This is a genomic window from Corallococcus caeni, from assembly GCF_036245865.1.
Taxonomy (GTDB): domain Bacteria; phylum Myxococcota; class Myxococcia; order Myxococcales; family Myxococcaceae; genus Corallococcus; species Corallococcus caeni.
In genome coordinates, this window is the sequence record NZ_BTTW01000009.1 from 14072 (window position 1) to 37145 (window position 23074).

Below are 23074 nucleotides of genomic sequence, written 5' to 3' on the forward strand. Positions count from 1 at the left end.
CCAGGAAAGTCCGGCCGCGACACTCCGGCATCGGCCCGGCGTCGGGCGTAGACTGAAGATGTGACATCACGACAGGCACCAGCACCCCGGTTGAGCCGGATGGCGGACCTCTTCACCAAGGCGGTCGAGCGGAGCAAGGAGGGGTTGCTGACCCTCAGCTTCAAGCCGGACGAGCTGTACCGGGTGCCCACGGACGACGGAGCGGCCATCGCGCTGGGGCGCTACCACCCTCGGGGAGAGCGCCGGTTCGCGGAGCCCGTCCTGCTGTGCCACGGGCTGGGAGCCAACCGCTTCCACATGGACTTCAACGAGCAGTACAGCCTGGCGCGCTACCTGGCGCGGGCGGGGTTCGAGACCTGGGTCATCGAATTGCGCGGCCGGGGGCTCGCGGGGGCCTGCGCGGACTGGAATTTTGATGATCAGGCTGAACACGATGTGAGAACGGCTTTGCGCACCGTGATGTCCACGGGTGCCCAGCAAGTGCTCTGGGTGGGCCACTCCAAGGGCGGGCTGATGCTCTACGCCCACCTGGCCCGCAACCCCCAGGCGCCGGTGAAGGCGGCGGTGTCCCTGGGCGCCCCCTTCACCTTCGCGGTGCAGCCGGGCTTGCGAGCGTTCGTGCAGCGGATGGAGCCCTTGCTCAAGCTCAAGGTCATCCCTACCCGCCGTGTCACCAGCATCGCCTTCTTCGGGGCGCCGCCGGGGCCGCTCACCCGGTACATGATGCTGGCGGACAACATGGATCCGCAGGTGGTGCGCTGGGCGCTGGCCAACGTGCCCGCGGACGTGGCCGGGGGCGTGGGGCGGCAGTTCGCCCGGTGGATCACCACCAGCCAGTTCACGACGTTCGACGGGAGCTTCGACTACCGCGAGCCGCTGGCCGGGGTGAGGATTCCCTTCCTGCTCATCGCCGGCAGCCGGGACCTGCTCGCGCCGCCGCTGGCGGTGGCCCGGGCGAAGGAGCACCTGGGGGGCCCGGTGAAGATGCTGGTCGCCGGGCGCGGCCACGGCTTCGCGGCGGACTACGGCCACGCGGACCTCATCCTGGGCCGCAAGGCGCCGGATGAAATCTTCCCCCAGGTGGAGGCCTTCCTGGCCTCCAACGCCACCCCGCTCTAGGCGGGGTGCCCCTGCCCGGAGCGCCGGTTGTCCGGGCCCGCCCGGCGTGCTACCCGGAAGGCCGCTCCCATGGGCCCATCCGTTCGCTTCCCATCCCGGCCGTGACGTCCCGCTTGAAAGCCCGGCGGCCCGGCACCACCGTGGAAGGTCCCCTGTCCCCTCCCCCGAGGCCCCCGCGCATGCGTCCCGCTTCCTTCCGCGCCTCCCTCCCGTCGTGGTCCGCCGTCGTCACCCTGGGGCTCGCCCTGGGAGTGCTGGGGCTGACGGGCTGCCGGCCGCAAACCCAGGAGGGACCGGACCCCACGGTGGTGGCCACCGTGAACGGCGAGTCGCTCAGCCGGACGGACTTCGAACAGGAGCTGGCGCGGGAGCTGGCCACCACGGAGGGCCCGGAGCCCACGCCCGAGGAAGTGGAGCCCTTCAAGCGGGCGCTCGTGGACACGCTGGTGAAGCGGATGCTGCTGCTCCAGGCCGCGAAGCAGAACAACATCGCCGTGACGCCCGAAGAGGTGGACCGGGGCGTGCTGCGGCTGTCGGGTGACTACCCCGCGGGCAACTTCAATGAGGTGCTCGCCCAGGGGCAGCTGTCCATGGCGGAGCTGCGCGCGCGGGAAGCGAGCCGGCTCACCATCGAGAAGCTCTTCACCAACCACGTCTATTCGCGCGTGGCGGTGACGGAGGAGGAGCTGCGCGCGTACTACGCGGCGCACGAGGCGGACTTCCAGGAGCCGGAGGAGGTCCACGCGGCGCAGATGGTGGTGAAGGGCCTGGACGAGGCGCGCAAGCTCCAGGTGCAGCTCAAGGCGGGCAAGAAGTTCTCCGACCTCGCGCGGCGCTATTCGCTCAGCGCGGATGGCAAGGTGGGGGGCGACCTGGGCTTCTTCCCCCGGGGACAGATGCCGCCGGCCTTCGACGAGGTGGTATTCAAGCTGGGGGTCGGGCAGGTTTCGGACGTGGTGTCCACGGAGTACGGCTACCACCTGTTCAAGGTGCTGGAGCGCAGGGCTCCGAGGAAGCGGGAGCTGGCGGAGGTGCGCTCGAAGGTGGAGGGGCGCCTGCTGGAGGCCAAGCGGGCGGCGGCGCAGGAGGCGTTCGAGAAGGAGCTGCGCGACAAGGCCCAGGTGGTGGTGAATGAGGCCACGCTGCAGACCATCCGCGGGCGGCCGGCGCCGCAGGCGGCGAAGTGAAGGACTTTTCCGGGGGCCGGTGGGTTGGCCTGCCCGGTGTCATGGTGTTCAAGAGGGTCGTTGCGATGAAGAACCTGGTGGCGTTCCTGGCGGCGGTGATGCTCCTCACGGGTGGCTCGTCCGCCCGCGCGGAGCTGGTGGACAAGGTGGCGGCGGTGGTGAACCGCGACGTCATCCCGCTGTCGGAGGTGCAGCAGCGCGCCGCGCCGGAGCTCCAGCGCGTGAACTCCGAGATCGACCCGCACAAGCGCGCCGAGGCCCGCGCGCAGCTGATGAAGACCGCGCTGGACACGCTCATCGGCGAGAAGCTGATGGAGAGCGAGGTCGCGCAGCTGGGCATCACCACCACCGAGGCGGAGGTGGATGAGCTGGTGCAGGACGTGCTCAAGCAGAACAACGTCAGCGACATCACCCAGTTCGAGCAGCTGCTCAAGAACGAGGGGTTCACGCTCGCCAGCTACAAGGACATGCTGCGCAAGCGCGTGGTGCGCGACAAGCTGCTGCGCATGAAGGTGGGCCCCAAGGTGAAGGTCACCGAGGAGGACCTGAAGGCCGCGTACACGCAGTACACGCGCCTGGAGAGCGAGGACGTGGAGGTGCACGCCCGCCACATCCTCGTGCAGGTGGACGCCAAGGCCACGCCGGAGCAGGTGGCCGCCGCGAAGCAGAAGGCGGAGGGCATCGCGCAGGAGGCCCGCCGGCCGGGCATGGACTTCGCGTCCCTGGCGCGAGCGCGCAGCGAGGGCCCCAGCGCGGCGGACGGCGGCGACCTGGGCTACTTCAAGCGCGGCGTGATGGTGCCTGCCTTCGAGAAGGCCGCCTTCAACCTCAAGGAGGGTGAGGTCAGCGAGCCCATCCGCACCAACTTCGGCTGGCACATCCTGAAGGTGGAGGAGCGCCGCAACGTGTCCGTGGCCTCCTACGAGGAGATGAAGCCGAAGCTGGAGTCCAAGCTCCTCAACGAGAAGACGGAGAAGTTCCTGGACCAGTACGTCCAGGAGCTGCGCTCCAAGGCCAACGTCGAAGTGAAGATGTGAGCCCGTCCCCGGTGGCCATGGCTGCCGCGCTGCCGCGCGTGGGCATCTCGCTGGGGGACGTGTCGGGCATCGGGCCGGAGGTGACGGCCCTGGCGCTGGCGAAGCCCGCGGTGCGCCGCGCGCTGGTGCCCGTCCTCTTCGGAGACGGGCCCACGCTGGACGGCTTCCCCCTCTTCCGCCGCTTCCCGCGCGTGGCCCTGGAGGACCTGGGCCGCACCCCGGGGCCGGCGGTGGTGGAGGTGACGCGCCTTGCCCAGAAGCACCGCGTGCCGGGCAAGCCCACGCGCGAGGGCGGCAAGGCGCAGTACGCGTACGTGCGGGCCGCCATCGACGCGATGCGCGCGGGGACGGTGGACGCGCTGTGCACCGCGCCCGTCTCCAAGGAGGAGATTTCGCGCGCGGGCATCCCGTTCATGGGCCACACGGAGGTGCTGGCGGACGCGTTCGGCGTGGACGTGATGATGATGATGGACGGGCCGCGCGTGAGAATCGCGCTGGCGACGAACCACGTCCCCATCTCCGCGCTGCCGAAGCTGCTCACGGTGGAGAAGCTGGTGGCGCAGCTCCAGCTGCTGTCGCGCGCGCTGCAGCCGGTGGTGGGGCGCAGGCCGCGCATCGCCGTGCTGGGGCTCAACCCGCATGCGGGCGAGGGCGGGATGCTGGGACGCGAGGAGGTGGAGGTGATTGGCCCCGCCATCCGCGCCGCCCGGGCGAAGCGGGTGGATGCGCACGGGCCCATCCCCGCGGACGGACTGTTCGCCCGGCCCGACGAGGTGGGCGCGAAGTACGACGTGGTGCTGGCCATGTACCACGACCAGGGACTCATCCCGGCCAAGGCGCTGGACTTCGAGCGCACGGTGAACGTGACGCTGGGCCTGCCGGTGCCGCGCACGTCGCCGGACCACGGCACCGCCTATGCCATCGCCGGCACGGGGACCGCCAGCTGCGTGCCCATGATGGAGGCGCTGCTCAAGGCGGCCCGGCTTTCGGGGCGAGCCGCGCGTCCAGGTGCCGCGCCAGGTCCTCGCCGTCCTCCTTCGGGTCGATGAGCTTCGCGTGCGTGCCCCGCGCCGTGGCGTCGGGGACGACGAGCACGGTGACCTTCCCCGTGGGGCAGTGACCCAGGCAGGACGCGGGGATGAGCAGCGTCTTGTCCGCCAGGCCGTGGGCCTTGAGGGCCTCGCGCACCCGGCGCGGAAGGTCCACCCCGCCCGCGTCCACCGGCAGCCGCATCAGGCAGCGGTGACACAGGTGCAACTCGATGGGGTCTGGGTCCTCCCGCGCGGCCATGCCTCAATCTAACGCTGGAACCGCTGGTCGAGCTTGCGAAGCTGGCTCTCCCAACCCGCGGACGCTCGCTGCGTCCACTCCCCGCTGTGCAGGGCGTCGGCGGTCACGGTCATCCGCACGCTGTCGCCCTGCTCCTGGAGGTCCACCCCGGTGGAGACGTTGTACGGCGCGACGCCGGGGATGAAGTCCACCGCGTGCCGGTACGCGATGCGGCGCTGGGGCGTCACCTCCGTGAACGTCAGGCTGCTCGGGGTGGAGGTGGGCATGCCCGCCCGCTTCATGAAGGCGACCTGCTCCGGCGCGGTGGCGATCATGTCGTAGCGCAGGAGGCCGCCCGGACGCGCGTCCAGTTCGTGCACCTTCACGGAGAAGCCCTCCGGGCCCCACCAGGACTCGAAGCCGTCCTTCGTCGTCCACAGCTCCCACACCTCGGCGAGCGTCGCGGGATAGGTCCGCTCGAACGTGAAGGTGCTCCGCTTCGGGGTTTCGGTCTGGGTCGTCATGGGGGTTCTTCCTCGGACTTGGGGGTGGCCATGCGTGCCTTCCGTCTTCGCTCGAGCGCCTGACCGAACCGGTCGAGCCGGGCCTCCCAGAGGCCGCGATACCCGGTGACCCAGGCATCGAGTTCCTGGAAGGGCTCCGGACGCAGCGAGTACAGCCGCTTCGTGCCCTCGGGGCGGACCTGGACGAAGCCCGCCTCCTGGAGGATCCCCAGGTGACGGGAGACACCCGACTGCTGGATGTCGACCCGCGCCACCAGGTCGTTCACCGACAGCTCGCCGCCCTTCAGCGCCTCGACGATGCGGCGGCGCGTGGGGTCGGCCAGGGTCTGGAAGACGTCAACATTCATGGACGTGAATATACATATCCGTGAATGTTTTGATTGTCCAGCGCCCTTCGGCTGGCTAGAAGACGAAGGGGAAGCGCACGGGGGCGTTCATCGCGACGCGGTGCACGGGGAACTTCCAGCCGCGCACCTGGTCCTCGATGCAGCCCGCGAGCGGGGAGCCCTTCAGTGCTTCGGTCTCCATGGCCACGCCGGACACGGTGCCGGAGGTGTCCACGGACCAGCGCACCTGGAAGCGGCCGCCGTTCTCCAGCGCGGTGCCGGCCTTGAAGTTCTGGACGCAGGTGGCGATGGCGGGCTGGTTCGTGACGACCACGTTGGTGACGTCCGCGGGCGTGAGCTGCTCGCGCTCGGAGGTCGTCGGGGCGGGCGGGATGTAGACGGTCTTCTCCTGGGCCTGCTTCGGGGCGGAGGCCTCCGCTTCGTCGGTGAAGCCGAGCTCGCGGGCGAAGTCCTCGTCGATTTCAGACTCGGGCTGCGCGGCCTCCTCGGCTTCGGCTTCGGCGGCGGCCTGACGGGCCTGGGCCAGCTCCTCCTCGGAGATCTCCCCGCCGAAGGACATCTCGCGGACCTCGCCGGTGTCCTCGGGCGCTTCGAGCGTGGCCGCGCGCTGGGCCACGGGGGCCTTCTTCTTCGTCAGCGGAGCGGGCTGCGTGGACGGCGTGGGGTCCGGGGACAACGTGTGCAGGCCGGTGGTCAGGCCCGCGCTCGCGGGGCCCGCGAGGACCGGCGTGTTCGGGGTGAGCGCCTGCGCGGCGCGCTGCGCGTCCGTCAGCGAGGGCGTGTTCACGCCGCCCGCGAGGGACTGCTGGAAGTCCGGAGCCGCCTGCGTGCCGGGCACGCCGAAGTAGGCCTGCATGCCCTGAACACCGGCCTGCGCGGCCGAGGTGCCCTGCTGAGCCGCCGCGACGCCCTGCGTGCCCGGAGGGACCTGCGCGGCCGTGGCGCCCACGGTGCGCTGCGGGGCACCCGCTACGGTGCCGAGCACGGTCTGCGCTTGCGGAGCAGGCTGCGCGGCGTGCGGATCATCCTTCGACGTCAGGCGCAGGCCCGCGACGACGAGGAGGCCCGCGGCGAGCGCGCCCATGGCCACCGCGCTGACGAAGGACATGGGGCTCATGCCGAGGATGCGCGTGGACGCATCGGCGATGGCGGGCGGCGGAGGCTCGGGCGCCTCCGGGGCGTACGGCATCCACGGCTGCGGCGCGTAGGCCGCGGCGGGAGAGCCGGGCGTGGCCCAGGCGGGCGCCGGCGCCGCGGAGTCCCACGCCGTCACGGCGCCGCAGGAGGGCTCCTGTGAAGCGCTGGTCTCCTCCGCGCGCAGCCACTCCGGGATGACGAAGCTCGCGGCTTCGGCGGACAGCGTGAGTTCGGGCTCCGCGTTGTCGTTGGACGGAGGCGGCAGCGACTGCATCCAGGACTCTTCCGTGGAGGCCAGGTCGAGCAGCGTGCGCAGCGGACCGGTCGCGAAGGACTCCGGCACGGTGTCGTCGTCTTCGGAAGGAGCGGTGAGCGCGCGATCCAGGCACGCATCCAGCTCGGCATCGAAGGTCTCGGGGTCGCGGGAGAAGTCCGAACCGCCCAGCTGCGCCCGCGACGACACATCACCCGTCAGTAGCTCGCTCACGCCACCCTCCCCGCCGCCCATACCGCGCCAGACCGCCCGACCACCTGACTGACTGCCAGGGGGCCGATGTTAGGAACGCCCCCCGTCCGCGCCACCGCGAGCGTCCAGCCGTGAACGCTCCAGCGGTCATTTGCCCGCGAACGAGGCCCGAAACGTACGGCCCCGCACTCCACACTGTACGCCGGTGTGCCGACAGGGTTCGGGTTTCCACTGCCACCCCGCCATGTCAGGAGGGGGAGGTAGACCCTCGGGGCCCACCGGCCCCGCATGAGCACGAAGCCCACCGCCACCTATACGAAGGGGAGCGACTACCTGCGGATCCGCATTGGCGACTACCGCGTCATCTACCAGGTCGAGGACGGCCGGCTCGTGGTGTTGATCGTCGAGCTGGGCCACCGGCGGGAGCTCTACCGCTAGCCGGTTTCTTCGCCTTCTTCGTCAGCCCCAGCTCCGCCTTCACCTGCTTCCATGAGACGCGCGGCTGCCCCTCGGCCTCGCGCCGCGCGGCATCCGCCTTCTGGATGTCCCTCCGGTTCTCCAGCGCCTCCAGCGCCTGGAGATCCTCGAAGGGAATCACCGCGACCAGCTTCTTGCCGTGCCGGGTCAGGACGAGCCGCTCCTTGCCGTAGGCCGCGCGGTTGAGCAGCTCCGCCAGGTCGTCACGCGCTTCGGTGATGCTGACTTCCATCATGGCCGTTCCTCAAGAAACGTACGTTCCGTACATATCATACGGAACGCACCGACACGGCGCTCCCCGGCCCGGCGTCCAGGCCTCAGTACCGCTTCGCGCCCGCCTTGGGCATCAGGTTGCTGGGCGGCGCCTGGACTCCGTTCACGCGCAGGCCCGCGTGCATGAAGGACGGCGCTCCCTGGAGGAAGGCCGCCGGGAAGTTGAGCGTGGGCTGGGATTCGTCATCCAGCGCCTTCACCTGCTCTGGCGTGAGCTTCACGTCCAGCGCGCCCAGGTTGTTGTCCAGTTGCTCCAACGTGCGCGCGCCCAGGATGGTGGACGCCACGCCCGGCCGGCCCTGCACCCAGGCCAGTGACACTCGCGCCACCGTGCTGTTCTGCTCCTTCGCCACGCGCTGGAGCACGTCGATGAGCCGGTACGTCTTCTCGTTGAGCGACGACTCCGCCCACGCGCCCCGGTCCGCCTTCTGCCTGCCCGCGTTCTCCCGCGTGTACTTGCCGCTCAACACCCCGCTGCGCAGCGGCGACCACGGCGTCACGCCCAGCCCCAGCTCCCGCGCCATCGGGATGAGCTCGCCCTCCACCGTGCGCTCCAGCAACGAGTACTCGATCTGCAACGCCACCAGCGGCGCCCAGCCCCGGAAGTACGCCGTCACCTGCGCCTGCGCCACCTTCCACGCGGGCGTGTCGGAGAAGCCCACGTAGCGGACCTTGCCGGAGCGCACCAGGTCGTCCAGCGCCCGCATCGTCTCCTCGATGGGCGTGTTCGCGTCCCAGGCGTGCATCCAGTACAGGTCGATGGAGTCCGTCTGCAGCCGGCGCAGCGACTCCTCGCACGCCGCCACCACCGACTTGCGGCCCGCGCCGCCGCCGTTCGGATCCTTCTCGAAGAGGTTGCCGAAGAACTTCGTGGCAATCACCACCCGGTTGCGTTTCGCAGGGTCCTTCCCCAGGTGGTCCCCGATGATCTTCTCCGAGTGCCCGAACGTGTACACGTTCGCCGTGTCGATGAAGTTGCCACCCCGCTCGATGTAGCGGTCCAGGATGGCGTTGGACGTGTCCACGCTGCTGCCCCAGCCCAGGTCCTCGCCGAACGTCATGGTCCCCAGACAGAAGGGGCTGACGCGCAGGCCTGAGCGGCCCAGGGTGACGTAATGGTCGAGCGACATGGACTTGGATTCCCCCGCGATGAAGGTGGCACGGCCAGCCAGAGCGCGCGGAGCCAATCCCAGACGCCTCTCCCGCGCCAACCGCCCTTCCCCAGGACGTCCAACTCCAGACACGCTCCCGCGCTCATCCGACCTCGGGCGGACATCCGCGCGCCTCAGCCCTCCCGGGGTGCTTCCAGCGCGCAGCCATACACCGGCGTGCCGCCGCCCTCGCCGTCTTCGCGCAGCACCCGCTCCAGCGCTTCACGCCCCGGGCTGTCGCCCACGTGCCCGCGCGCCACGGTGATGCCGCCGCTGAAGCGCAGGCGCCCGTCCGCGCCGTAGAGCACCACGTGTCCGGAGGTCGTCGCGCCGAAGCGCTTCGCCTCCAGGCCGTCCGCGTCACTCAGCACCGTGACGCCCGGGATGCTCGCGGCCGTGCGCCACAGGTCGCCCTGCTCCCAGCCGTCCTCCAGTCCCTCCGGGCGCAGGAACAGGACATAGGCCTCCGCGCGTCCGCCCGCGTGCGCCATCACCTCCGCCAGCTCCGCCAGGCTCGCCCGCGTGCAGGTGCACTTCGGATGCGCGAGCATCACCAGCACCGGCCTCCCCGCCTGACGCGACAGCCGCGTTCCCTCCGGCCACGTCGCCACCGTCACCGGCGTGGCCCCGGGCGTCACCGAATACCGGGCCAGCGCCACGACCCCCGTGCCGATGCCGCCCAGCCACAGCGCACCCGCGAGCATGAGCCACCCGCGGGTGGAAGGTGCCTTCATTCCGCACGACTCCTGGGAGGTGTCCGTCCACCCGCGACGCTAGCGGCTCCGGCCCCGGAGCCCTTCCGCCCCCCGGGGCCGGGTCAGTGTCCTGCGCGTGGCAGCGGCCCGCTCGCGGAAGCTCAGCGGTGGTGCGCGTGCTGGCGTTCCGCGTGGTGTTGCAGCTGGCGCCGCGCGGCCTCGAAGGCGTCGGTGACGGCCTGGTAGGCATCCGCGTGGGTCGTGGGCTCCGCGGGCTCCCGGTCCGCGATGATGTCCTTGCCCGGCACGTGCAGCTCCACGCGGACGTGGAACTGATGTCCCTGCGCGTGGTGCCGGTGCGGCTCCTCCACCACCACGTTGCAGCCGGTGATGCCGTCGAAGAACTGCTCCAGCTTCTCCGCCTGGTCGCGGATGTGCTCGTTGAGGGTGTCGCTCGTCTCCATGCCCCGGTAGGTGATTCGCAGTGCGCGCTTCATCGTCCGCCTCGGGTAGGGCTCCGTGCTCTGGAGCCGGTGTGGATTCAAGGCATTGCATGGGCCCTGCCAACCGCCGGAGCCCACTGAAACTCCTATAACGGCCCCTCCGTGGCGGGGCACGATGGGACACGCGCCCCGGGGCATGGGGCACGTTGAATCACGGCAGCTTGCGCAGGCGGGGCAGCAGCTCCGTCACCGGCTGCCCCAGCGCCTCCGCGTCCAGGTACACCTGCACCGCGTGTCCCACGCCCTCCACGGGCTCGGCGAAATAATTGCGCTTGGTGGGCACCACCCACGCGAAACCCGTGCGCGGCAGGACGAAGCTGGGGGCGTTGCCGTAGGTGAGGAAGCCTCCTGTCCGCTCGCCCACCATCGGCGCGCCGGTCGCCTGGTGCAGGGCGTAGGCTCCGCTCTCTCCCGACGACGCGGAGTCGCGGTCCACCAGCACCACGATGCGCCCGGTGAAGGGCGTCTTCGCGTGGCCTTCCGCGCGGCCGCTGTCGAACACGGGGCGCGAGGGCTCCGGCTTCACGGGCCACTTCGCGCGCAGGGCTTCGCGCTCCGCCTTCGCCTCCGGCGTGTCCAGCCGTCCATCCATCGCCTGCCGCTGCACGCGCGTGTTCCATTCGAAGCACGGATAGAAGGCGCCGTGCATCCACACCTCGCCGGAGGCGAACCACGGCCCGCGCACCATCGCGTCCAGCCATTCGTACACGTAGCCGTCGTTGCCGCCGCTGTTGCCGCGCAGGTCGAACACCAGCAGCTTGTGCTTGCGGTGCTTCGGCGCGTCCGCGACGAACTGGCGCAGCCCGGCCTCCGCTTCCGGCGGGCCGGAGAAGCGGCGGATCGTGATGATGCCCACGTCGCCCTTCGGCTCGTACGTGTAGATGTCCTTCGGCGCGAACTGGCGGACCGGACGTGGAGGCCGGACCGTGAGCGGCAGCGACGTGTCGCCGCACCGGAGCGTCCGCGTGTCACCGCCGCCTCGCGCGGACACGGTGAGCCGCTGTCCCCGGGTGCCATCCGCCTTCAGCACCGGCGCCACCCGCAGCGTGTCCGCCTGCGCGCCCGTCACGGTGCTCGCGTCGCACGACGCGGGCGCGAGCCCCGGAGGCGCGTCGGCCTGGTACTCGCGGAAGGCGAGCCGTGGCTCCTCGCGCAGCAGGCTCAGGAGGCCGGACGGCCCGAAGTGGTTGTCCGTCAGCGCCTCGCGGATGGCGATGGTCGGCGCGAGCACGCCGTCCTGGAACGACACGGTGGGCCCGGACGCGGCCACCTTCGCGCTCCAGTCCTGGAAGAAGCGATCCGGATCAAAGCTCCGGTGCGCCAGCAGCTCCGGCCAGCCGGAGTACGTGGTGCGCAGGAGCTGGTGCAGGAAGCGCACGTCCTCCGCCAGCGCGGCGCTGTCCAGGCGCGTGTCGGGCGTGGGCTTCGGGCCGCGGAAGGCCTGGTTCAGCACGTGGCTCTCCGGGTCGTAGCAATACGCCGCGCCCGTGGTCCGCGAGTCCAGGTAGGGGGAGGGGGCCGCCGTCAGCAGGCCCCCCATGAGCAGGAAGAGATGCATGCATCCCAACCTACGACGCGGCCCTTCGCGCCATTGCCCTGACACGAGGCACAGCGACTCGCGGTGAAGCGGCCTCGCGCGAGGAAGACGTTCAGCGCCTTCAGCTCGGAGACGGGATGGGCGCGCGGCCGGGCTCCACCACCTGCGGCCCCCGCCCGGGCAGCTGGACCTGGTCGTCCGCGTCGGCCTCGCGCTGCTGACGCTTCGCCAGCAACTGCGCCTGCGAACGGGTGCGGTGCAGGCTCTCACCCAGCCATTCATAGGCCCGGTGCAGGTAGAAGGACGCACCGCTCAGGGCGAAGATGGAGGCCACGAACCGCGTCTCACGCGGCCGCAGCGTGGCGGACATGAGGAAGGACGCGGCCACCCAGGGGCTCAGGCAGAAGGGGCAGTCCAGCAGCTCGCCAATCACCCGGCGGAACCCCGTGCCCCGGGCCTTCTCGCTCACCTCGCCCGCGCTGGCGTTGCCCTTGAATTGCGTGAACGGGGCGCGCACCACCGCCGTGACCCTGTCCGCCGCCACCACCCGTGTGACGACGTGCGTGGCGGCGCCAAGCAACGCGAGGTCGGGGCCGCTGAACCGCTCGGGGAGGCTCCGCCCCGATGCCCCCATCCAGCCCAGGAAGCCCAGCACCGTCGTGCTGAAGGTCCCCAGCAAGATGGCGTACGAGCCCAGCGGATGGGTCTTCTCCGAGTCATAGCCTTCGAACGGCCCTGTCTCCTGAAGCGCTTTCATGGGGTGCACAGCCTCCGTGCCGCGAAAGCTGTGCATTCCCCCCGCCTCCAAGCATCCGGGCGGACAGGCGCGCGGGCACTCGCTCCAGTGCGGCCCCGCGGCCCTACTCGGCCGCCGTCAGGTCCAGGACCGCGGCCCCGCGCACGCGCCCTTCGCGCAGGGCCTGGAGCGCCTCGTTCGCCAGGGACAGGGGAAACACCTGGACCTCCGTGCGCACGGGCACGCGCGGCGCGAGCGCCAGGAAGTCCATCGCGTCCTGGCGCGTGAGGTTCGCCACCGAGCGCACCACGCGCTCCTCCCACAGCAAGGCATAGGGGAAGGACGGGATGTCACTCATGTGGATGCCCCCGCACACCACCACCCCGCCCTTGTCCACGGCCCTCAGCGCGGCGGGCACCAGCGCGCCCACGGGAGCGAAGAGGATGGCCGCGTCCAGCGGCTCCGGGGGCACCGTGTCCGAGCCCCCCGCCCACACCGCGCCCAGCTCGCGCGCGAACGCCTGGCCCTTCGCGTCGCCCTCGCGCGTGAAGGCATACACGCGGCGCCCCTGGTGCCGGGCCACCTGGACGAGGATGTGCGCGGCGGCGCCAAAGCCATACAGCCCCAGCCGGCCACCCTCCCCCGCCATGCGCAGGCTCCGGTAGCCGATGAGCCCCGCGCACATCAGCGGCGCGGCCTCCGCGTCGCGGTACGACGGTGGCAGCGGGAAGCAGAAGCGCGCGTCCGCGACGGTGTACTCCGCGAAGCCGCCATCCAGGTCGTAGCCGGTGAAGCGCGCCATGTCGCAGAGGTTCTCCCGGCCGGAGCGGCAGAAGCGGCACTGCCCGCAGCTCCATCCCAGCCAAGGCACGCCCACGCGCAGCCCGGGAGCGAAGCCCTCCACCCGCGCGCCCGCCGCCACCACCGTGGCCACGATTTCGTGGCCAGGCACCAGCGGCAGCTTCGGGCGCGTCAGCTCTCCGTCCACCACGTGCAGGTCCGTGCGGCACACCGCGCAGGCGTGCACCTTCAACAGCACCTGCTCCGGCCCCGGCTCCGGGATGGGCCGGCGCTCCAGCCGCAGGCGCTCTCCAGGTGCGTCGAGCACCATCGCTCGCATGGTTGCTGCCATGGCCCGCCTGCCTCCCCACCCGTGCCGTCCACGGGTGTCGAAGACAAGCTAGTCAGTGCCAGTTGACCCGGCCGCTGCCGCTGACGCGCACCTGGGTGGACAGCGCGTGGCCGTACAGGTCCACGTTCCCTGACGAGTCGAGCGTGATGGCCGCGCCGCCCCCATCCACGTACGCGGCCATGGTCCCCGAGCCCCTCGACGTGAGGTTCACGTCCACGGCCCGGAGGCCGGGGGCCCCGACGCCACCGCTGCCGTCCAGCCAGGTATCGAGCCGGTTGGTGACTCCCGTGAGCGTCATGAACCCGGAGCCATCCACGCGGGCGCGCACCTGCTTCGCGGACCCCGCCCACTTCAGGTCCCCGGAGCCGGTCTGCACCAGGTCCACCCACTCCGCCAGGCCCTCGCCGGCCGAGCACAGCTCCATGCTCCCGGAGCCGCTGAGCTTGGCCTCCAGGGTGTGCACGCCGCCGCAGAAGCTCAGCGAGCCGGAGCCCTTCGCCACCAGCTTCACGTCCTCCTTCACGTGCTCGAAGCCCTCCACGCGCAGGGAGCCGGAGCCGTCCTGCGTCGCGCCCACCATGCGCGGCACCAGGATCTCCACCCGCGCCGGGCCGTGGGGCTCGAACGAGCCGTCCGTCTCGATGACGAGCGTGTCGCCCGGGGACACGAAGGTGCGCACGCGGTGCTGGAGGTTCCCATCCAGCGTGACCTTCACGTCCGGCGCGTCGCCCTCGCGCACCACCACCTCCAGCGAGCCCCGGTTCTCCACGGTGAGGAACTCCGTCACCGCGCGCGCCTCCGTGACGGTGTGGCCGTCGCCCTGAAGCTCCTCGGTGAAGTAGCAGCCGGACATCAGGCCCGCGCCGAGCACGGCCATCCCCAAACGGTTCCGCATGGTTCCCTCCCTGACTTCGAATCGAATGCCGCGTTAGAGCTGCACGCCCAGCAGGACGCCCGGCCACACGCGCACGGTGGTGCGGCCCCCGTCGGAGACGCTGCGCCACTCCGGCCCGATGCCCAGCTCTTCCCAGCGGTCGCCATGGTCCCAGGTCACGAGCGTGTTGCCGGTGACGCCGCCGATGAGCGCGAACCGCTTCGCCACCTGCCAGCCCGCCACCAGCCGCAACTGTCCCAGCACATTCAGACCGTCGCCATCGCGGAAGAGGTTGTCGGCGTGGACGCTGCTGCCAATGACGTCCAGGTCGAAGAACAATGGCCCCGCGGGGATGTGCGCGCCGAAGCCTGCGCCCCCCACGTAGCGGCGGCGGTGCGTGTCCGTGCCCGGGTTGAAGCCCAGCGTCAGCAGCGTGTGGAAGTGCCGGCCGCCGAACTTCACCGCGATGTTGGTGTACGCGACGTCGCTGGCCCACAGCTGCACGTTGGCCTGCCCGTTGCCAATGAAGCTGAGCAGGCCCACGGCCTCGCCCTGGGACTCGCGCGCCACGTTGATCAACCCCAGCTGGAGGCCGTCCGCCTTGCCCGCGATGTTGATGAGCCCCACCTGCGCGCCGGACACGTCACCGCCGATGTTGAGCAGCGACAGCTGCGCGCCCTCCATCCGGCCCGCGTAGTTGAGCCCCGAGGACGCCTGGAGGCCCGACAGCGACGGAGCGATGTTCGCGCCCACCGCGGCCTGGACGCCCTTGAACGGCGCCGTCGCGATGTTCGCGCCCACGGAGAACTGGCCGCCCACGCCGCCCGAGCCCGCGATGTTCGCGCCCACGGAGAACTGGCCGCCGGACAGCGCGCCTCCCGCCACGTTGCCGCCCACGGAGAACTGGCCCGCCGCCGCCGTGCCCTTCGCCACGTTGAGGCCCACCGCGGCCTGGATGCCCTCCAGGTCGCCCGTGACGACGTTGCCGCCCACGGCGAACTGCGCGCCAGACGCGGGGCCGCGCACCACGTTGGCCCCGAGCGCGAGCTGCGCGCCGGACAGCTCGCCCATCCAGTTCGCGCCCAGCGACATCGCCATGCCGTCCACCCGCTTCGCATGCGTGCCGAGCGCACCGAGCGCGAACGTGGTCACCAGCCGCTCCGTGGCCGTGCCCGCGGTGCTCACGTGCGGCATGGCCATCAGCACCGCCGGGACGTGGATCTCCTCCGTGTCCGAGCGCTGCTGGGCCACGGCGGCGGGCTTCACCGGTTCGCCACCCGTCGCGGCCTCCACCAGGGGCGCGGGGGACAGCGCCGCGACCGGCACCGCGACGACCGGGGCGCCCGTCCCTTCCGTCCGCTCCTCGGCTCCGGCCGCTCCCGCCGCCACCGAGACCATCACCCCGACACACACCGCGACCTTGCGCTTCATCGCCTGGACCTTCCTCGAAAGGATTCGAACGGGCGTCGTCGCCCCTCGCGGCGAAGGGAACACCGGTCCCCTCCAGAACTGTCACCTGCCCGTCTTCGCCCCCCACGAACCCCGGTGTCCTGCCCTCCCCGCCGCTACGCTTCCCCCATGCGCCCTCCCCATGCTCCTCCCTCCCGCCGCGAGGTCCTGGTGGCGGGCATCGGCGCCGCGCTCGCGCCGTCCCTCTCCGCCCTCGCCCAGACGCCCACCCCAGGTCCCCGCATGCTCACCCGCCCCATCCCCAGCTCCGGTGAAGCCCTGCCCGTCATCGGCATGGGCACCTGGCAGACCTTCGACGTCGGCGGCGCCGGGAACGAACGCGCGCCCCTGGCCCAGGTCCTCCAGAAGTTCTTCGCCTCGGGCGCGCGGCTCATCGACTCCTCGCCCATGTACGGCCGCTCCGAGGCCGTCGTGGGCGACCTGCTGAAGCAGTCCGGCCAGGAGAAGACGCCGTTCCTCGCCACCAAGGTCTGGACGCGCGGCAAGGCGGAGGGCGCGGCGCAGATCCAGGCCTCCCTCCAGAAGATGGGGCACGGCCGCATGGACCTGATGCAGGTGCACAACCTGCTGGACGTGGACGTGCACCTGCCCGTGCTGCGCGAGCTGAAGGCCGCGAAGAAGATCCGCTACGTGGGCGTCACCCACTACCAGCGCGGCGCCTTCGACGACCTGGAGAAGCACATCCAGGGCAGCAAGCTGGACTTCGTGCAGCTGCCCTACTCGCTCGCGATGCGCGACGCCGAGGCGCGCCTGCTGCCCGCGGCGAAGGAGCACGGCGTGGCCGTGCTCGTCATGGAGCCCTTCGACAAGGGCAACCTCTTCCGCAAGATGAAGGGCAAGCCCCTGCCGGACTGGGCCGCGGAGTTCGACTGCACCAGCTGGGCCCAGTTCTTCCTCAAGTTCATCCTGGGCCACCCCGCCGTGAACTGCCCCATCCCCGCCACGTCCGACCCCGCCCACCTGGAGGACAACGTGAAGGCGGGCTTCGGACGGCTGCCGGACGACAAGCTGCGCGCGCGGATGGTGAAGCTCCTCGAGTCGTGACTAGAGGTCGGGCGACGGCGTGTAGCGCAGCTCCCCGCCCGGCTCCAGCACCAGCCCGGTGCCGGGCTCGCCGGCCTCGTCGTCGCGCCCCACCTCCAGCACGCCCTCCTCCGCGTCCCACTGGCCCAGGTAGTACTCACCGCCCGCGGCCATGCACGCGCGCCCTTCCGACACCACCGTCTCCACCACTTCCTTCTTGTCGCTGGTGAGCCGGAAGAGCGTCCATGTCTTGCCGTCCTCGCGGAAGCCCTTCACCAGGTCCGCCAGCTCCTCGTCGCGCGGAGTACCGCCGGCGGTCTCCTCGCGCTTCCACTGGCGCGGCTCCTTCGCCGGCTGCGTCTGGTGCCACGCCCGCGCCAGCTCCAGCAGCTTCTGCTGGGCCGCGTCCTGGAGCGCGTGCATCGCGTCCGGCAGCTCGATCTCCTCCAGCGCCAGCAGCGCCGTCTCCAGCTGCAGCGCCTTCAGGCTCCACTCGTTCCACGCGGTCTTCAGCATCCGTGTCGCTCCCCGGGCGTCACGCCTCGTTCCCAAGGGAGAAACAAGCGAGCCGGCCCGGCACGCCCCCTATCACACGCCCGGCTGCCCTGGTGCCGACCCGCCCGCACGGACGGTGTTCCCCGAACGGTCGCTGCCTACCTTCAACCCCCAAGGGGAGGCGAGCACATGACGACGACGACGAAGACGCCGCAGGACGTGGTGGAGCACCTGGGCAAGCTCATCCACGGCATCAAGGTCGCGATGATGACGACGGTGGACACCGACGGCAGCCTGCGCAGCCGGCCGATGTGGACCTACGACAAGGACTTCGACGGCGAGCTGTGGTTCTTCACCAACGACCACACCCACAAGGTGGACGAGGTGCAGAAGGACCACCACGTCAGCCTCGCCTACTCCGACCCCACCAGAGATAGGTACGTGTCCGTCAGCGGCCGCTGCGCGCTGATCCACGACAAGGCCAAGGCGAAGGAGCTGTGGAACCCGTCCCTCAAGGCCTGGTTCCCCCAGGGGCTGGATGATCCGAACCTCGCCCTGCTGCGCGTCTCCGTCGAGAAGGCCGAGTACTGGGACACGCCCAACAGCAAGATGGTCCAGCTGGTCGGGTTCGTGAAAGCCGTCCTCACCGGCGAGAAGTACCACCCGGGCGACAACCAGAAGCTGGACCGCGGCGCCCCCCGCCACAACTGACGGGGACCCGGACAGGGCCGCCGGAAACCCGGCGGCTCCCACGCTCTCAAAACCTGACACGTGTGTCAGGGGGTGTGTGAAAGCAGGACGGCCTCAGACCTGACGCACCTTGACCCACCCGGCGAGCGCCCCCGAGGGAGCCCGCCGTGGTGGGTGAGACTTTTGTCTGGCGGTTGCTGTTTCTCTGACAGCGCCGTTCGTCCTGGCTTGTAACCCGGCCCCGGCCCGAGTCATGCAGCCGGGCCCCGCCGTGGTACGAGCCGGGCACCGTCCACACATCACGTTGAAGTGACCGACGGTTTAGAGTATCAACCATCCGCTTTCGAGATTTTCCACCTTCCGTCCGGCAGCCTGCCGGCGCCGGATGGACGGACTCGGAGACGCTCATTACGGGCGGAGCGAATTTCCCGCCTTTCGAAGGAATCAGGACGATGGAGAACAAGAAGAAGGTCGCGAAGCCCGAGGGCAAGCTGGCGGTGCTCATCCCGGGCCTGGGCGCTGTTTCCACCACGCTGATGGCGGGTGTGGAGCTGGCGCGGCAGGGCAAGGGCGCCCCCATCGGCTCGCTCACGCAGATGGGCACGGCCCGTCTGGGCAAGCGCACCGACGGCCGCACCGTGAAGCTCAACGAGCTGGTGCCGCTGGCCTCGCTGGAGGACGTCGTCTTCGGCGCGTGGGACATCATCAACGAGGACGCCTACCAGGTGGCCGTGCGCTCGGGCGTGCTGACGGACAAGCACATGGAGCAGGTGAAGCCCTTCCTGCAGGGCATCAAGCCCAAGCCGGGCGTGCACGACCCTGAGTTCGTGCGCCGTATCGCGGCGAACCACATCAAGGCCACCAAGACGCACCGCGAGAGCATCGAGGCCATCCGCCAGGACATCCGGGACTTCAAGAAGGAGCTCAACGCCAAGCGCGCCGTGATGGTGGTGTGCAGCAGCGTGGAGACCTTCCGCCCGCTGCCGGAGGCCTTCCAGACGCTGGCCAACTTCGAGAAGGCGCTGGACGCCAACAGCCCGGACATCAACCCGACGGCGCTCTACACCTACGCGGCCATCAAGGAAGGCGTGCCGTTCGCCAACGGGACGCCGAACGCCGCCGTGGACACGCCGGCGCTGCAGGAGATGGCCAAGCAGGAGGGCGTGCCCGTCGCGGGCCGTGACCTCAAGAGCGGCCAGACGATGATGAAGACGGTCATCGCGCCCGCGCTCAAGGCGCGCATGCTGGGCCTGGAGGGGTGGTTCTCCACCAACATCCTGGGCAACCGCGACGGCGAGGTGCTGGATGATCCGCAGGCCTTCAAGGCCAAGGAAGTGACCAAGTCGAGCGTGCTCGACACCATCCTGCAGCCGGACCTGTACCCGGAGCTGTACAACAAGTACTCGCACAAGGTGTCGATCCACTACTACCCGCCCCGCGGCGACGCGAAGGAGGGTTGGGACAACATCGACATCACCGGGTGGCTGGGCTACCCGATGCAGATCAAGGTCAACTTCCTCTGCCGCGACTCCATCCTGGCGGCGCCGCTCGTCCTGGACATCGCGCTGTTCATGGACCTGGCCAAGCGGCTGGAGTGGCGCGGCATCCAGGAGTGGATGTCCTTCTACTTCAAGAGCCCGATGGCGCACCCCGGCCTGCCGGTGGAGCACGACCTGTTCATCCAGCTGACCAAGCTGAAGAACACGCTGCGCGTCGTCGCGGGCGAAGAGCCCATCACCCACCTGGGGCTGGACTACTACGGGGATGACCTCCCGCTCTCCCGATAAGAACGCCTCCGCGTTCAAGTGGCTCGTCACCGTCCTGGCGACGGGCCACTTCGCGTTGGTTGTCTCCACCGGAAGGGTCCGGTGGGAGCACGTCGCGGCGGACCTGCTGCTGGTGGTGCTGGCCTGGGCCGGCGCCGGCCCGCGGCGGTTCCTCCGCGGCGCGTTCCCGCTGTGGCTCACCGGCATGATCCTGGACAGCCAGGCGCTGTGGCTGGGGGTGCGCGGCACCATCCACACCGGCGACCTGTGGAACCTGGAGAAGCTGCTGTTCCCCGCCCCGGGCGCCACGCACTGGCCCGAGTGGTGGTCGCGGCACCCGAACACGTTCCTGGACCTGCTGTGCGGCTTCGCCTACGCGGCCTACATCTACGAGGTCTTCCTCGTGGCGCTCTGGTTCTTCTTCAAGAAGGACGCGAGGTTCGAACAGCTCTGCTGGGCCTTCTTCGTGGTGAACGCCATTGGCGTCGTCGTCTACGTCCTCTACCCCGCGGCGCCCCCCTGGTACGTCCTGAAGTACGGGCCGGGACTCGCGAACCTGGCGGCGCCACCCAGTCCGGCGGGCACCGCGCGCTTCGACGCCTTCTTCGGCATCCACTACTTCGCGAACTTCTACTCCCGCAACCCCAACGTCTTCGGGGCCATGCCGTCGCTGCACGCGGCCTACCCGCTGATGATGGTGCTCGTCCTCTGGCACAAGGGCCCCGCGTGGCGGGTGGGCACCAGCCTGTTCGCGGTGCTCGTCGCCTTTTCCGCCGTGTACCTCACGCATCACTACGTCCTCGACGTGCTCGCGGGAGTCACCGCGGCGGTCGTGGCCTTCGTCGTCGTGAGGGCTGTCTTCGCAAGACGGGCCCTGGAAGCGCCAGGAATGGCGCCAGTGACCCTGCCGTCTGGAGGAAACACCCGTGCATGACAACGTCCTGGCCTTGCTGAGTGGAGACCTGTCCCCCTCGGCGCGCATCTGGACCGCCCTGGCGCCCGCGCTCTTCGCGATCGCCTACTTCCTCGTGGGGCTGGTGCTCTTCTGTATCCGGTGCGCCATCAAGGGCATCCCGAGGGACGCGGAGACGCTGACGCGAGGCAAGTCGGTGCTGGTGGGCTTCTTCCTGCGCCACTACTTCTTCTGGGTCATCCAGCCGCTGTGGCGGGTGCTGCTGCGCTCGGGGCTGCCGGCCAACGCGCTGTCCATGCTGTCGGGCCTCCTGGGCGTGTCGTCCGGCGTGGCGGTGGCGGCGGGCCGCTTCGCGCTGGGCGGCTGGCTGTTCCTGCTGGCGGGCGTGCTGGACGTGATGGACGGCCGCGTGGCGCGCACCCGCAAGGAGGCCAACCCCGCGGGCGCGGCGCTGGACTCCGTGCTGGACCGCTACGTGGACTCCGCGATGCTGATGGGCCTGGCCTGGTACTACCGGGACACCTGGGTGCTGCTGCCCGCGCTGGGGGCGCTGCTGGGCTCCTCGCTGGTGCCGTACGTGCGCGCCAAGGGCGAGGGCCTGGGCGTGAGCGTGCGCGACGGCGCGATGCAGCGGCTGGAGCGGGTGCTGTTCCTGGGCGTGGGCACGGCGCTGTCGCCCATCCTGGAGGCGCTGTTCTGGCCGGAGCAGAAGCACCCCATGCACTGGCTGGCGGTGGCGGGGCTCGTCTTCGTGGCCATCCTGAGCAACGTCACGGCGGTGTCGCGCTTCCGCACGCTGGTGCGGGCGCTGACGCCGAAGAAGCCGGTGCAGCCGCGCTCGGGCGTGGCGCTGTTCGGCTTCAACGCGGCGGCGGGCGCCATCGCCACGGCGGTGGACTTCGTCGCGGTGCTGGGCATGGTGGAGTGGGGGGGCATCTCCCCCGTGTGGGCCACGGTGGCCGGCTGCGTGCTGGGCGGCGTGGTGAACTACTCCATCAACCGGGTCATCACCTTCCGCAGCAACGGGGCGGTGGCGCCGCAGCTGGCGCGCTACACGCTGGTGAGCTCCACCAGCGCGCTGCTCAACGCGGGCGGCGTGGCGCTGCTCACGCTGCACCCGCAGCTGGCGTACACGCTGGGCTGGTGGGTGGTGCGCGGGGTGGTCTACTTCGCGTGGAACCTGCCGCTGCAGCGCGACTACGTCTTCAACGACAACACCGCGGACGAGCTCCTGGAGCAGCGGCCCCATGCGGCGTGAGACGCGCGCCCGCGGCTTGAGGGCCCTGCTGGTGGGGGCCCTGCTTTCGCTTCCGGGGGTGGCGGCGGCGGGCGGCGTGCTGGGGTTGTCCTACAACTCCAGCGACCGGTACGGAGAGAGCTTCTACTTCGTGGCGGACACGGACGACGGCACCTACGTGGCGGTGAGCCTGTCGGTGACGAACATCGGCCCGGGGTCGCGCACGGGCATCTGCCGCGCCACGGTGCTGCAGCCGGGCAAGCCCGTCTGGGCGCCGCAGAAGCGCATGGGGGCGAATGACTGGAGCTACGACCCGGCCCTGGACACGCTGACCCTGGGCGAGTGCTTCGCCCGGGCCACGGACACGGGCCTGACGGTGGAGGCGCCCCTGGACAACGGCCGGGTGAAGCTGGAGTACGCGCGCAAGCCCGAGGCGTGGTCGCCGGAGGGCTCCGTGGTGGAGAACGGCAAGGACCGCTACCGCCACGAGGTGCTGGTGGCCGGCAGCCCCGTGAAGGTGACGCTCCGCGTGCCCCAGCGGGAGGCGGTGACGCTGAAGGGCGGCGGGTACGTGGACCACTCGCGCAGCACGGTGGCGCCGGCGAAGCTGGCGAAGCGCTGGGTGCGCTTCCGCGCGCTCAAGGGTCCGCCGTACGCGGTGGTGCTGGGGCGTGAAGGGCAGGAAGGCGACTACGCGCCCGTGTACGTCTGGGAGGACAAGGGGGACGCGAAGCTCCTGGAGTCCTTCACGCTCACGCAGACGGGTGAGAAGGCGAAGAGCACGTGGCGGGCGGAGTTCACCGACCGCGACGGCAAGCCGGCGCTGACGTTGCGCGGCACCTCCCTCCTCCAGCGCAGCGCGCCGGTGGAGTCGCTGGGGGTGCTGGGCGGGCTGGTGCGGCCGGTGGTGGGCTCGCCGGTGACGTACCTGCTGCGCGGCGTGATGGAGCGTCCGGGCAAGGCGCCGGTGGAAGGGCTGATGGAAGTGTCGATGGAAGGCGAGTAGCCGGCAGGGG

At 70.5% G+C, this 23074-nt stretch carries 24 protein-coding genes and 1 pseudogene; 11 read left to right on the forward strand and 14 right to left on the reverse strand.

The features are described 5' to 3' along the window. Positions 1–99 precede the first annotated feature (99 nt). The 4 genes from AABA78_RS31230 to pdxA all read left to right on the forward strand — a co-directional run bounded on the left by AABA78_RS31230 (position 100) and on the right by pdxA (position 4392). A complete protein-coding gene (locus AABA78_RS31230) occupies positions 100–1119 on the forward strand; it encodes an alpha/beta hydrolase (protein WP_338268772.1) in 1020 nt (339 codons plus the stop codon). 179 nt (positions 1120–1298) lie between these two features. Next, positions 1299–2306 carry a peptidylprolyl isomerase gene (locus AABA78_RS31235; RefSeq protein WP_338268774.1) on the forward strand — a complete coding sequence of 336 codons (1008 nt, stop codon included), beginning with the start codon at positions 1299–1301 and terminating at the stop codon, positions 2304–2306. Between the two features lie 65 nt (positions 2307–2371). Further along, a complete protein-coding gene (locus AABA78_RS31240; protein ID WP_338268775.1) occupies positions 2372–3343 on the forward strand; it encodes a peptidylprolyl isomerase in 972 nt (323 codons plus the stop codon). 17 nt (positions 3344–3360) lie between these two features. Next, positions 3361–4392 carry a 4-hydroxythreonine-4-phosphate dehydrogenase PdxA gene (pdxA, locus tag AABA78_RS31245; protein WP_338269273.1) on the forward strand — a complete coding sequence of 344 codons (1032 nt, stop codon included), beginning with the start codon at positions 3361–3363 and terminating at the stop codon, positions 4390–4392. Here the strand turns inward: pdxA and AABA78_RS31250 are convergent. From AABA78_RS31250 to AABA78_RS31265, 4 genes are read right to left on the reverse strand one after another with little or no spacing between them, the layout of a single operon-like run. Further along, positions 4313–4633, reverse strand: coding sequence for a hypothetical protein (locus AABA78_RS31250; protein ID WP_171419163.1), 321 nt, complete (start codon positions 4631–4633; stop codon positions 4313–4315). The two genes, pdxA and AABA78_RS31250, sit on opposite strands and share 80 nt — an antisense overlap. Before the next feature lie 8 nt (positions 4634–4641). After that, the gene (locus tag AABA78_RS31255; RefSeq protein WP_338268778.1) at positions 4642–5136 is read right to left on the reverse strand and encodes an SRPBCC family protein; all 495 of its coding nucleotides are present in this window, start codon (positions 5134–5136) and stop codon (positions 4642–4644) included. Continuing rightward, positions 5133–5483, reverse strand: a complete 351-nt coding sequence (locus AABA78_RS31260) for an ArsR/SmtB family transcription factor (protein WP_338268781.1) — start codon at positions 5481–5483, stop codon at positions 5133–5135. Before AABA78_RS31260 ends, AABA78_RS31255 begins: the two co-directional genes overlap by 4 nt. A gap of 55 nt (positions 5484–5538) precedes the next feature. Continuing rightward, positions 5539–7107, reverse strand: coding sequence for an AgmX/PglI C-terminal domain-containing protein (locus AABA78_RS31265; protein ID WP_338268783.1), 1569 nt, complete (start codon positions 7105–7107; stop codon positions 5539–5541). Between the two features lie 267 nt (positions 7108–7374). On the opposite strand from AABA78_RS31265, the gene AABA78_RS31270 reads away from it, so the two are divergent. Next, the gene (locus tag AABA78_RS31270) at positions 7375–7524 is read left to right on the forward strand and encodes a type II toxin-antitoxin system RelE family toxin (RefSeq protein ID WP_338268785.1); all 150 of its coding nucleotides are present in this window, start codon (positions 7375–7377) and stop codon (positions 7522–7524) included. A gap of 82 nt (positions 7525–7606) precedes the next feature. Here the strand turns inward: AABA78_RS31270 and AABA78_RS31275 are convergent. From AABA78_RS31275 to AABA78_RS31315, 9 genes and pseudogenes are all read right to left on the reverse strand, one after another. Beyond that, positions 7607–7798 (reverse strand): annotated as a pseudogene (locus AABA78_RS31275) (type II toxin-antitoxin system Phd/YefM family antitoxin); the annotation flags it as partial. Between the two features lie 82 nt (positions 7799–7880). Continuing rightward, positions 7881–8966, reverse strand: a complete 1086-nt coding sequence (locus AABA78_RS31280) for an aldo/keto reductase (protein ID WP_338268787.1) — start codon at positions 8964–8966, stop codon at positions 7881–7883. 155 nt (positions 8967–9121) lie between these two features. Then, positions 9122–9721, reverse strand: a complete 600-nt coding sequence (locus tag AABA78_RS31285) for a thioredoxin domain-containing protein (protein ID WP_338268789.1) — start codon at positions 9719–9721, stop codon at positions 9122–9124. Between the two features lie 122 nt (positions 9722–9843). After that, complete coding sequence (locus AABA78_RS31290) at positions 9844–10179, reverse strand: HPF/RaiA family ribosome-associated protein (RefSeq protein ID WP_171419147.1); 336 nt, start codon at positions 10177–10179, stop codon at positions 9844–9846. Between the two features lie 157 nt (positions 10180–10336). Then, complete coding sequence (locus AABA78_RS31295; protein WP_338268793.1) at positions 10337–11743, reverse strand: S41 family peptidase; 1407 nt, start codon at positions 11741–11743, stop codon at positions 10337–10339. Between the two features lie 100 nt (positions 11744–11843). Next, on the reverse strand, positions 11844–12479 hold the full coding sequence (locus tag AABA78_RS31300) for a DUF1360 domain-containing protein (protein WP_338268795.1): 636 nt from the start codon (positions 12477–12479) through the stop codon (positions 11844–11846). A gap of 103 nt (positions 12480–12582) precedes the next feature. Next, a complete protein-coding gene (locus tag AABA78_RS31305) occupies positions 12583–13590 on the reverse strand; it encodes a zinc-dependent alcohol dehydrogenase family protein (protein WP_338268797.1) in 1008 nt (335 codons plus the stop codon). A gap of 52 nt (positions 13591–13642) precedes the next feature. Beyond that, the gene (locus AABA78_RS31310; protein WP_338268799.1) at positions 13643–14485 is read right to left on the reverse strand and encodes a GIN domain-containing protein; all 843 of its coding nucleotides are present in this window, start codon (positions 14483–14485) and stop codon (positions 13643–13645) included. A gap of 33 nt (positions 14486–14518) precedes the next feature. Then, positions 14519–15895: a hypothetical protein gene (locus AABA78_RS31315; protein ID WP_338268801.1), complete on the reverse strand. Its 1377-nt coding sequence runs from the start codon at positions 15893–15895 to the stop codon at positions 14519–14521. A gap of 147 nt (positions 15896–16042) precedes the next feature. Between AABA78_RS31315 and AABA78_RS31320 the strand changes: the two genes are divergently transcribed. Then, complete coding sequence (locus tag AABA78_RS31320) at positions 16043–16978, forward strand: aldo/keto reductase (RefSeq protein ID WP_338268803.1); 936 nt, start codon at positions 16043–16045, stop codon at positions 16976–16978. Here AABA78_RS31320 and AABA78_RS31325 read toward each other — a convergent pair whose 3' ends face one another. Continuing rightward, positions 16979–17473: a P-loop NTPase family protein gene (locus tag AABA78_RS31325; RefSeq protein WP_338268805.1), complete on the reverse strand. Its 495-nt coding sequence runs from the start codon at positions 17471–17473 to the stop codon at positions 16979–16981. It abuts the gene before it with no gap. A gap of 168 nt (positions 17474–17641) precedes the next feature. On the opposite strand from AABA78_RS31325, the gene AABA78_RS31330 reads away from it, so the two are divergent. The 5 genes from AABA78_RS31330 (at position 17642) to AABA78_RS31350 (ending at position 23064) form a co-directional block, all read left to right on the forward strand. After that, on the forward strand, positions 17642–18163 hold the full coding sequence (locus AABA78_RS31330) for a pyridoxamine 5'-phosphate oxidase family protein (protein ID WP_338268807.1): 522 nt from the start codon (positions 17642–17644) through the stop codon (positions 18161–18163). A 431-nt stretch (positions 18164–18594) separates the two neighbouring features. Next, positions 18595–19929: an inositol-3-phosphate synthase gene (locus AABA78_RS31335; protein ID WP_171419316.1), complete on the forward strand. Its 1335-nt coding sequence runs from the start codon at positions 18595–18597 to the stop codon at positions 19927–19929. Beyond that, entirely contained in the window at positions 19907–20842 is a 936-nt protein-coding gene (locus AABA78_RS31340; RefSeq protein ID WP_338268809.1) for a phosphatase PAP2 family protein, read from the forward strand. Before AABA78_RS31335 ends, AABA78_RS31340 begins: the two co-directional genes overlap by 23 nt. Continuing rightward, positions 20835–22079 carry a GtrA family protein gene (locus AABA78_RS31345; RefSeq protein ID WP_338268811.1) on the forward strand — a complete coding sequence of 415 codons (1245 nt, stop codon included), beginning with the start codon at positions 20835–20837 and terminating at the stop codon, positions 22077–22079. The genes AABA78_RS31340 and AABA78_RS31345 overlap by 8 nt, the downstream gene beginning before the upstream one ends. Beyond that, positions 22069–23064, forward strand: coding sequence for a hypothetical protein (locus AABA78_RS31350; protein WP_338268813.1), 996 nt, complete (start codon positions 22069–22071; stop codon positions 23062–23064). Before AABA78_RS31345 ends, AABA78_RS31350 begins: the two co-directional genes overlap by 11 nt. Positions 23065–23074 lie beyond the last annotated feature (10 nt).

Coding starts and splice junctions, on each gene's coding strand:
- AABA78_RS31230 (WP_338268772.1), top strand. CDS start 100: ATGGCGGACCTCTTCACCAAGGCGGTCGAGCGGAGCAAGGAGGGGTTG.
- AABA78_RS31235 (WP_338268774.1), top strand. CDS start 1,299: ATGCGTCCCGCTTCCTTCCGCGCCTCCCTCCCGTCGTGGTCCGCCGTC.
- AABA78_RS31240 (WP_338268775.1), top strand. CDS start 2,372: ATGAAGAACCTGGTGGCGTTCCTGGCGGCGGTGATGCTCCTCACGGGT.
- pdxA (WP_338269273.1), top strand. CDS start 3,361: ATGGCTGCCGCGCTGCCGCGCGTGGGCATCTCGCTGGGGGACGTGTCG.
- AABA78_RS31250 (WP_171419163.1), bottom strand. CDS start 4,633: ATGGCCGCGCGGGAGGACCCAGACCCCATCGAGTTGCACCTGTGTCAC.
- AABA78_RS31255 (WP_338268778.1), bottom strand. CDS start 5,136: ATGACGACCCAGACCGAAACCCCGAAGCGGAGCACCTTCACGTTCGAG.
- AABA78_RS31260 (WP_338268781.1), bottom strand. CDS start 5,483: ATGAATGTTGACGTCTTCCAGACCCTGGCCGACCCCACGCGCCGCCGC.
- AABA78_RS31270 (WP_338268785.1), top strand. CDS start 7,375: ATGAGCACGAAGCCCACCGCCACCTATACGAAGGGGAGCGACTACCTG.
- AABA78_RS31280 (WP_338268787.1), bottom strand. CDS start 8,966: ATGTCGCTCGACCATTACGTCACCCTGGGCCGCTCAGGCCTGCGCGTC.
- AABA78_RS31285 (WP_338268789.1), bottom strand. CDS start 9,721: ATGAAGGCACCTTCCACCCGCGGGTGGCTCATGCTCGCGGGTGCGCTG.
- AABA78_RS31290 (WP_171419147.1), bottom strand. CDS start 10,179: ATGAAGCGCGCACTGCGAATCACCTACCGGGGCATGGAGACGAGCGAC.
- AABA78_RS31295 (WP_338268793.1), bottom strand. CDS start 11,743: ATGCATCTCTTCCTGCTCATGGGGGGCCTGCTGACGGCGGCCCCCTCC.
- AABA78_RS31300 (WP_338268795.1), bottom strand. CDS start 12,479: ATGAAAGCGCTTCAGGAGACAGGGCCGTTCGAAGGCTATGACTCGGAG.
- AABA78_RS31305 (WP_338268797.1), bottom strand. CDS start 13,590: ATGGCAGCAACCATGCGAGCGATGGTGCTCGACGCACCTGGAGAGCGC.
- AABA78_RS31310 (WP_338268799.1), bottom strand. CDS start 14,485: ATGCGGAACCGTTTGGGGATGGCCGTGCTCGGCGCGGGCCTGATGTCC.
- AABA78_RS31315 (WP_338268801.1), bottom strand. CDS start 15,895: ATGAAGCGCAAGGTCGCGGTGTGTGTCGGGGTGATGGTCTCGGTGGCG.
- AABA78_RS31320 (WP_338268803.1), top strand. CDS start 16,043: ATGCGCCCTCCCCATGCTCCTCCCTCCCGCCGCGAGGTCCTGGTGGCG.
- AABA78_RS31325 (WP_338268805.1), bottom strand. CDS start 17,473: ATGCTGAAGACCGCGTGGAACGAGTGGAGCCTGAAGGCGCTGCAGCTG.
- AABA78_RS31330 (WP_338268807.1), top strand. CDS start 17,642: ATGACGACGACGACGAAGACGCCGCAGGACGTGGTGGAGCACCTGGGC.
- AABA78_RS31335 (WP_171419316.1), top strand. CDS start 18,595: ATGGAGAACAAGAAGAAGGTCGCGAAGCCCGAGGGCAAGCTGGCGGTG.
- AABA78_RS31340 (WP_338268809.1), top strand. CDS start 19,907: ATGACCTCCCGCTCTCCCGATAAGAACGCCTCCGCGTTCAAGTGGCTC.
- AABA78_RS31350 (WP_338268813.1), top strand. CDS start 22,069: ATGCGGCGTGAGACGCGCGCCCGCGGCTTGAGGGCCCTGCTGGTGGGG.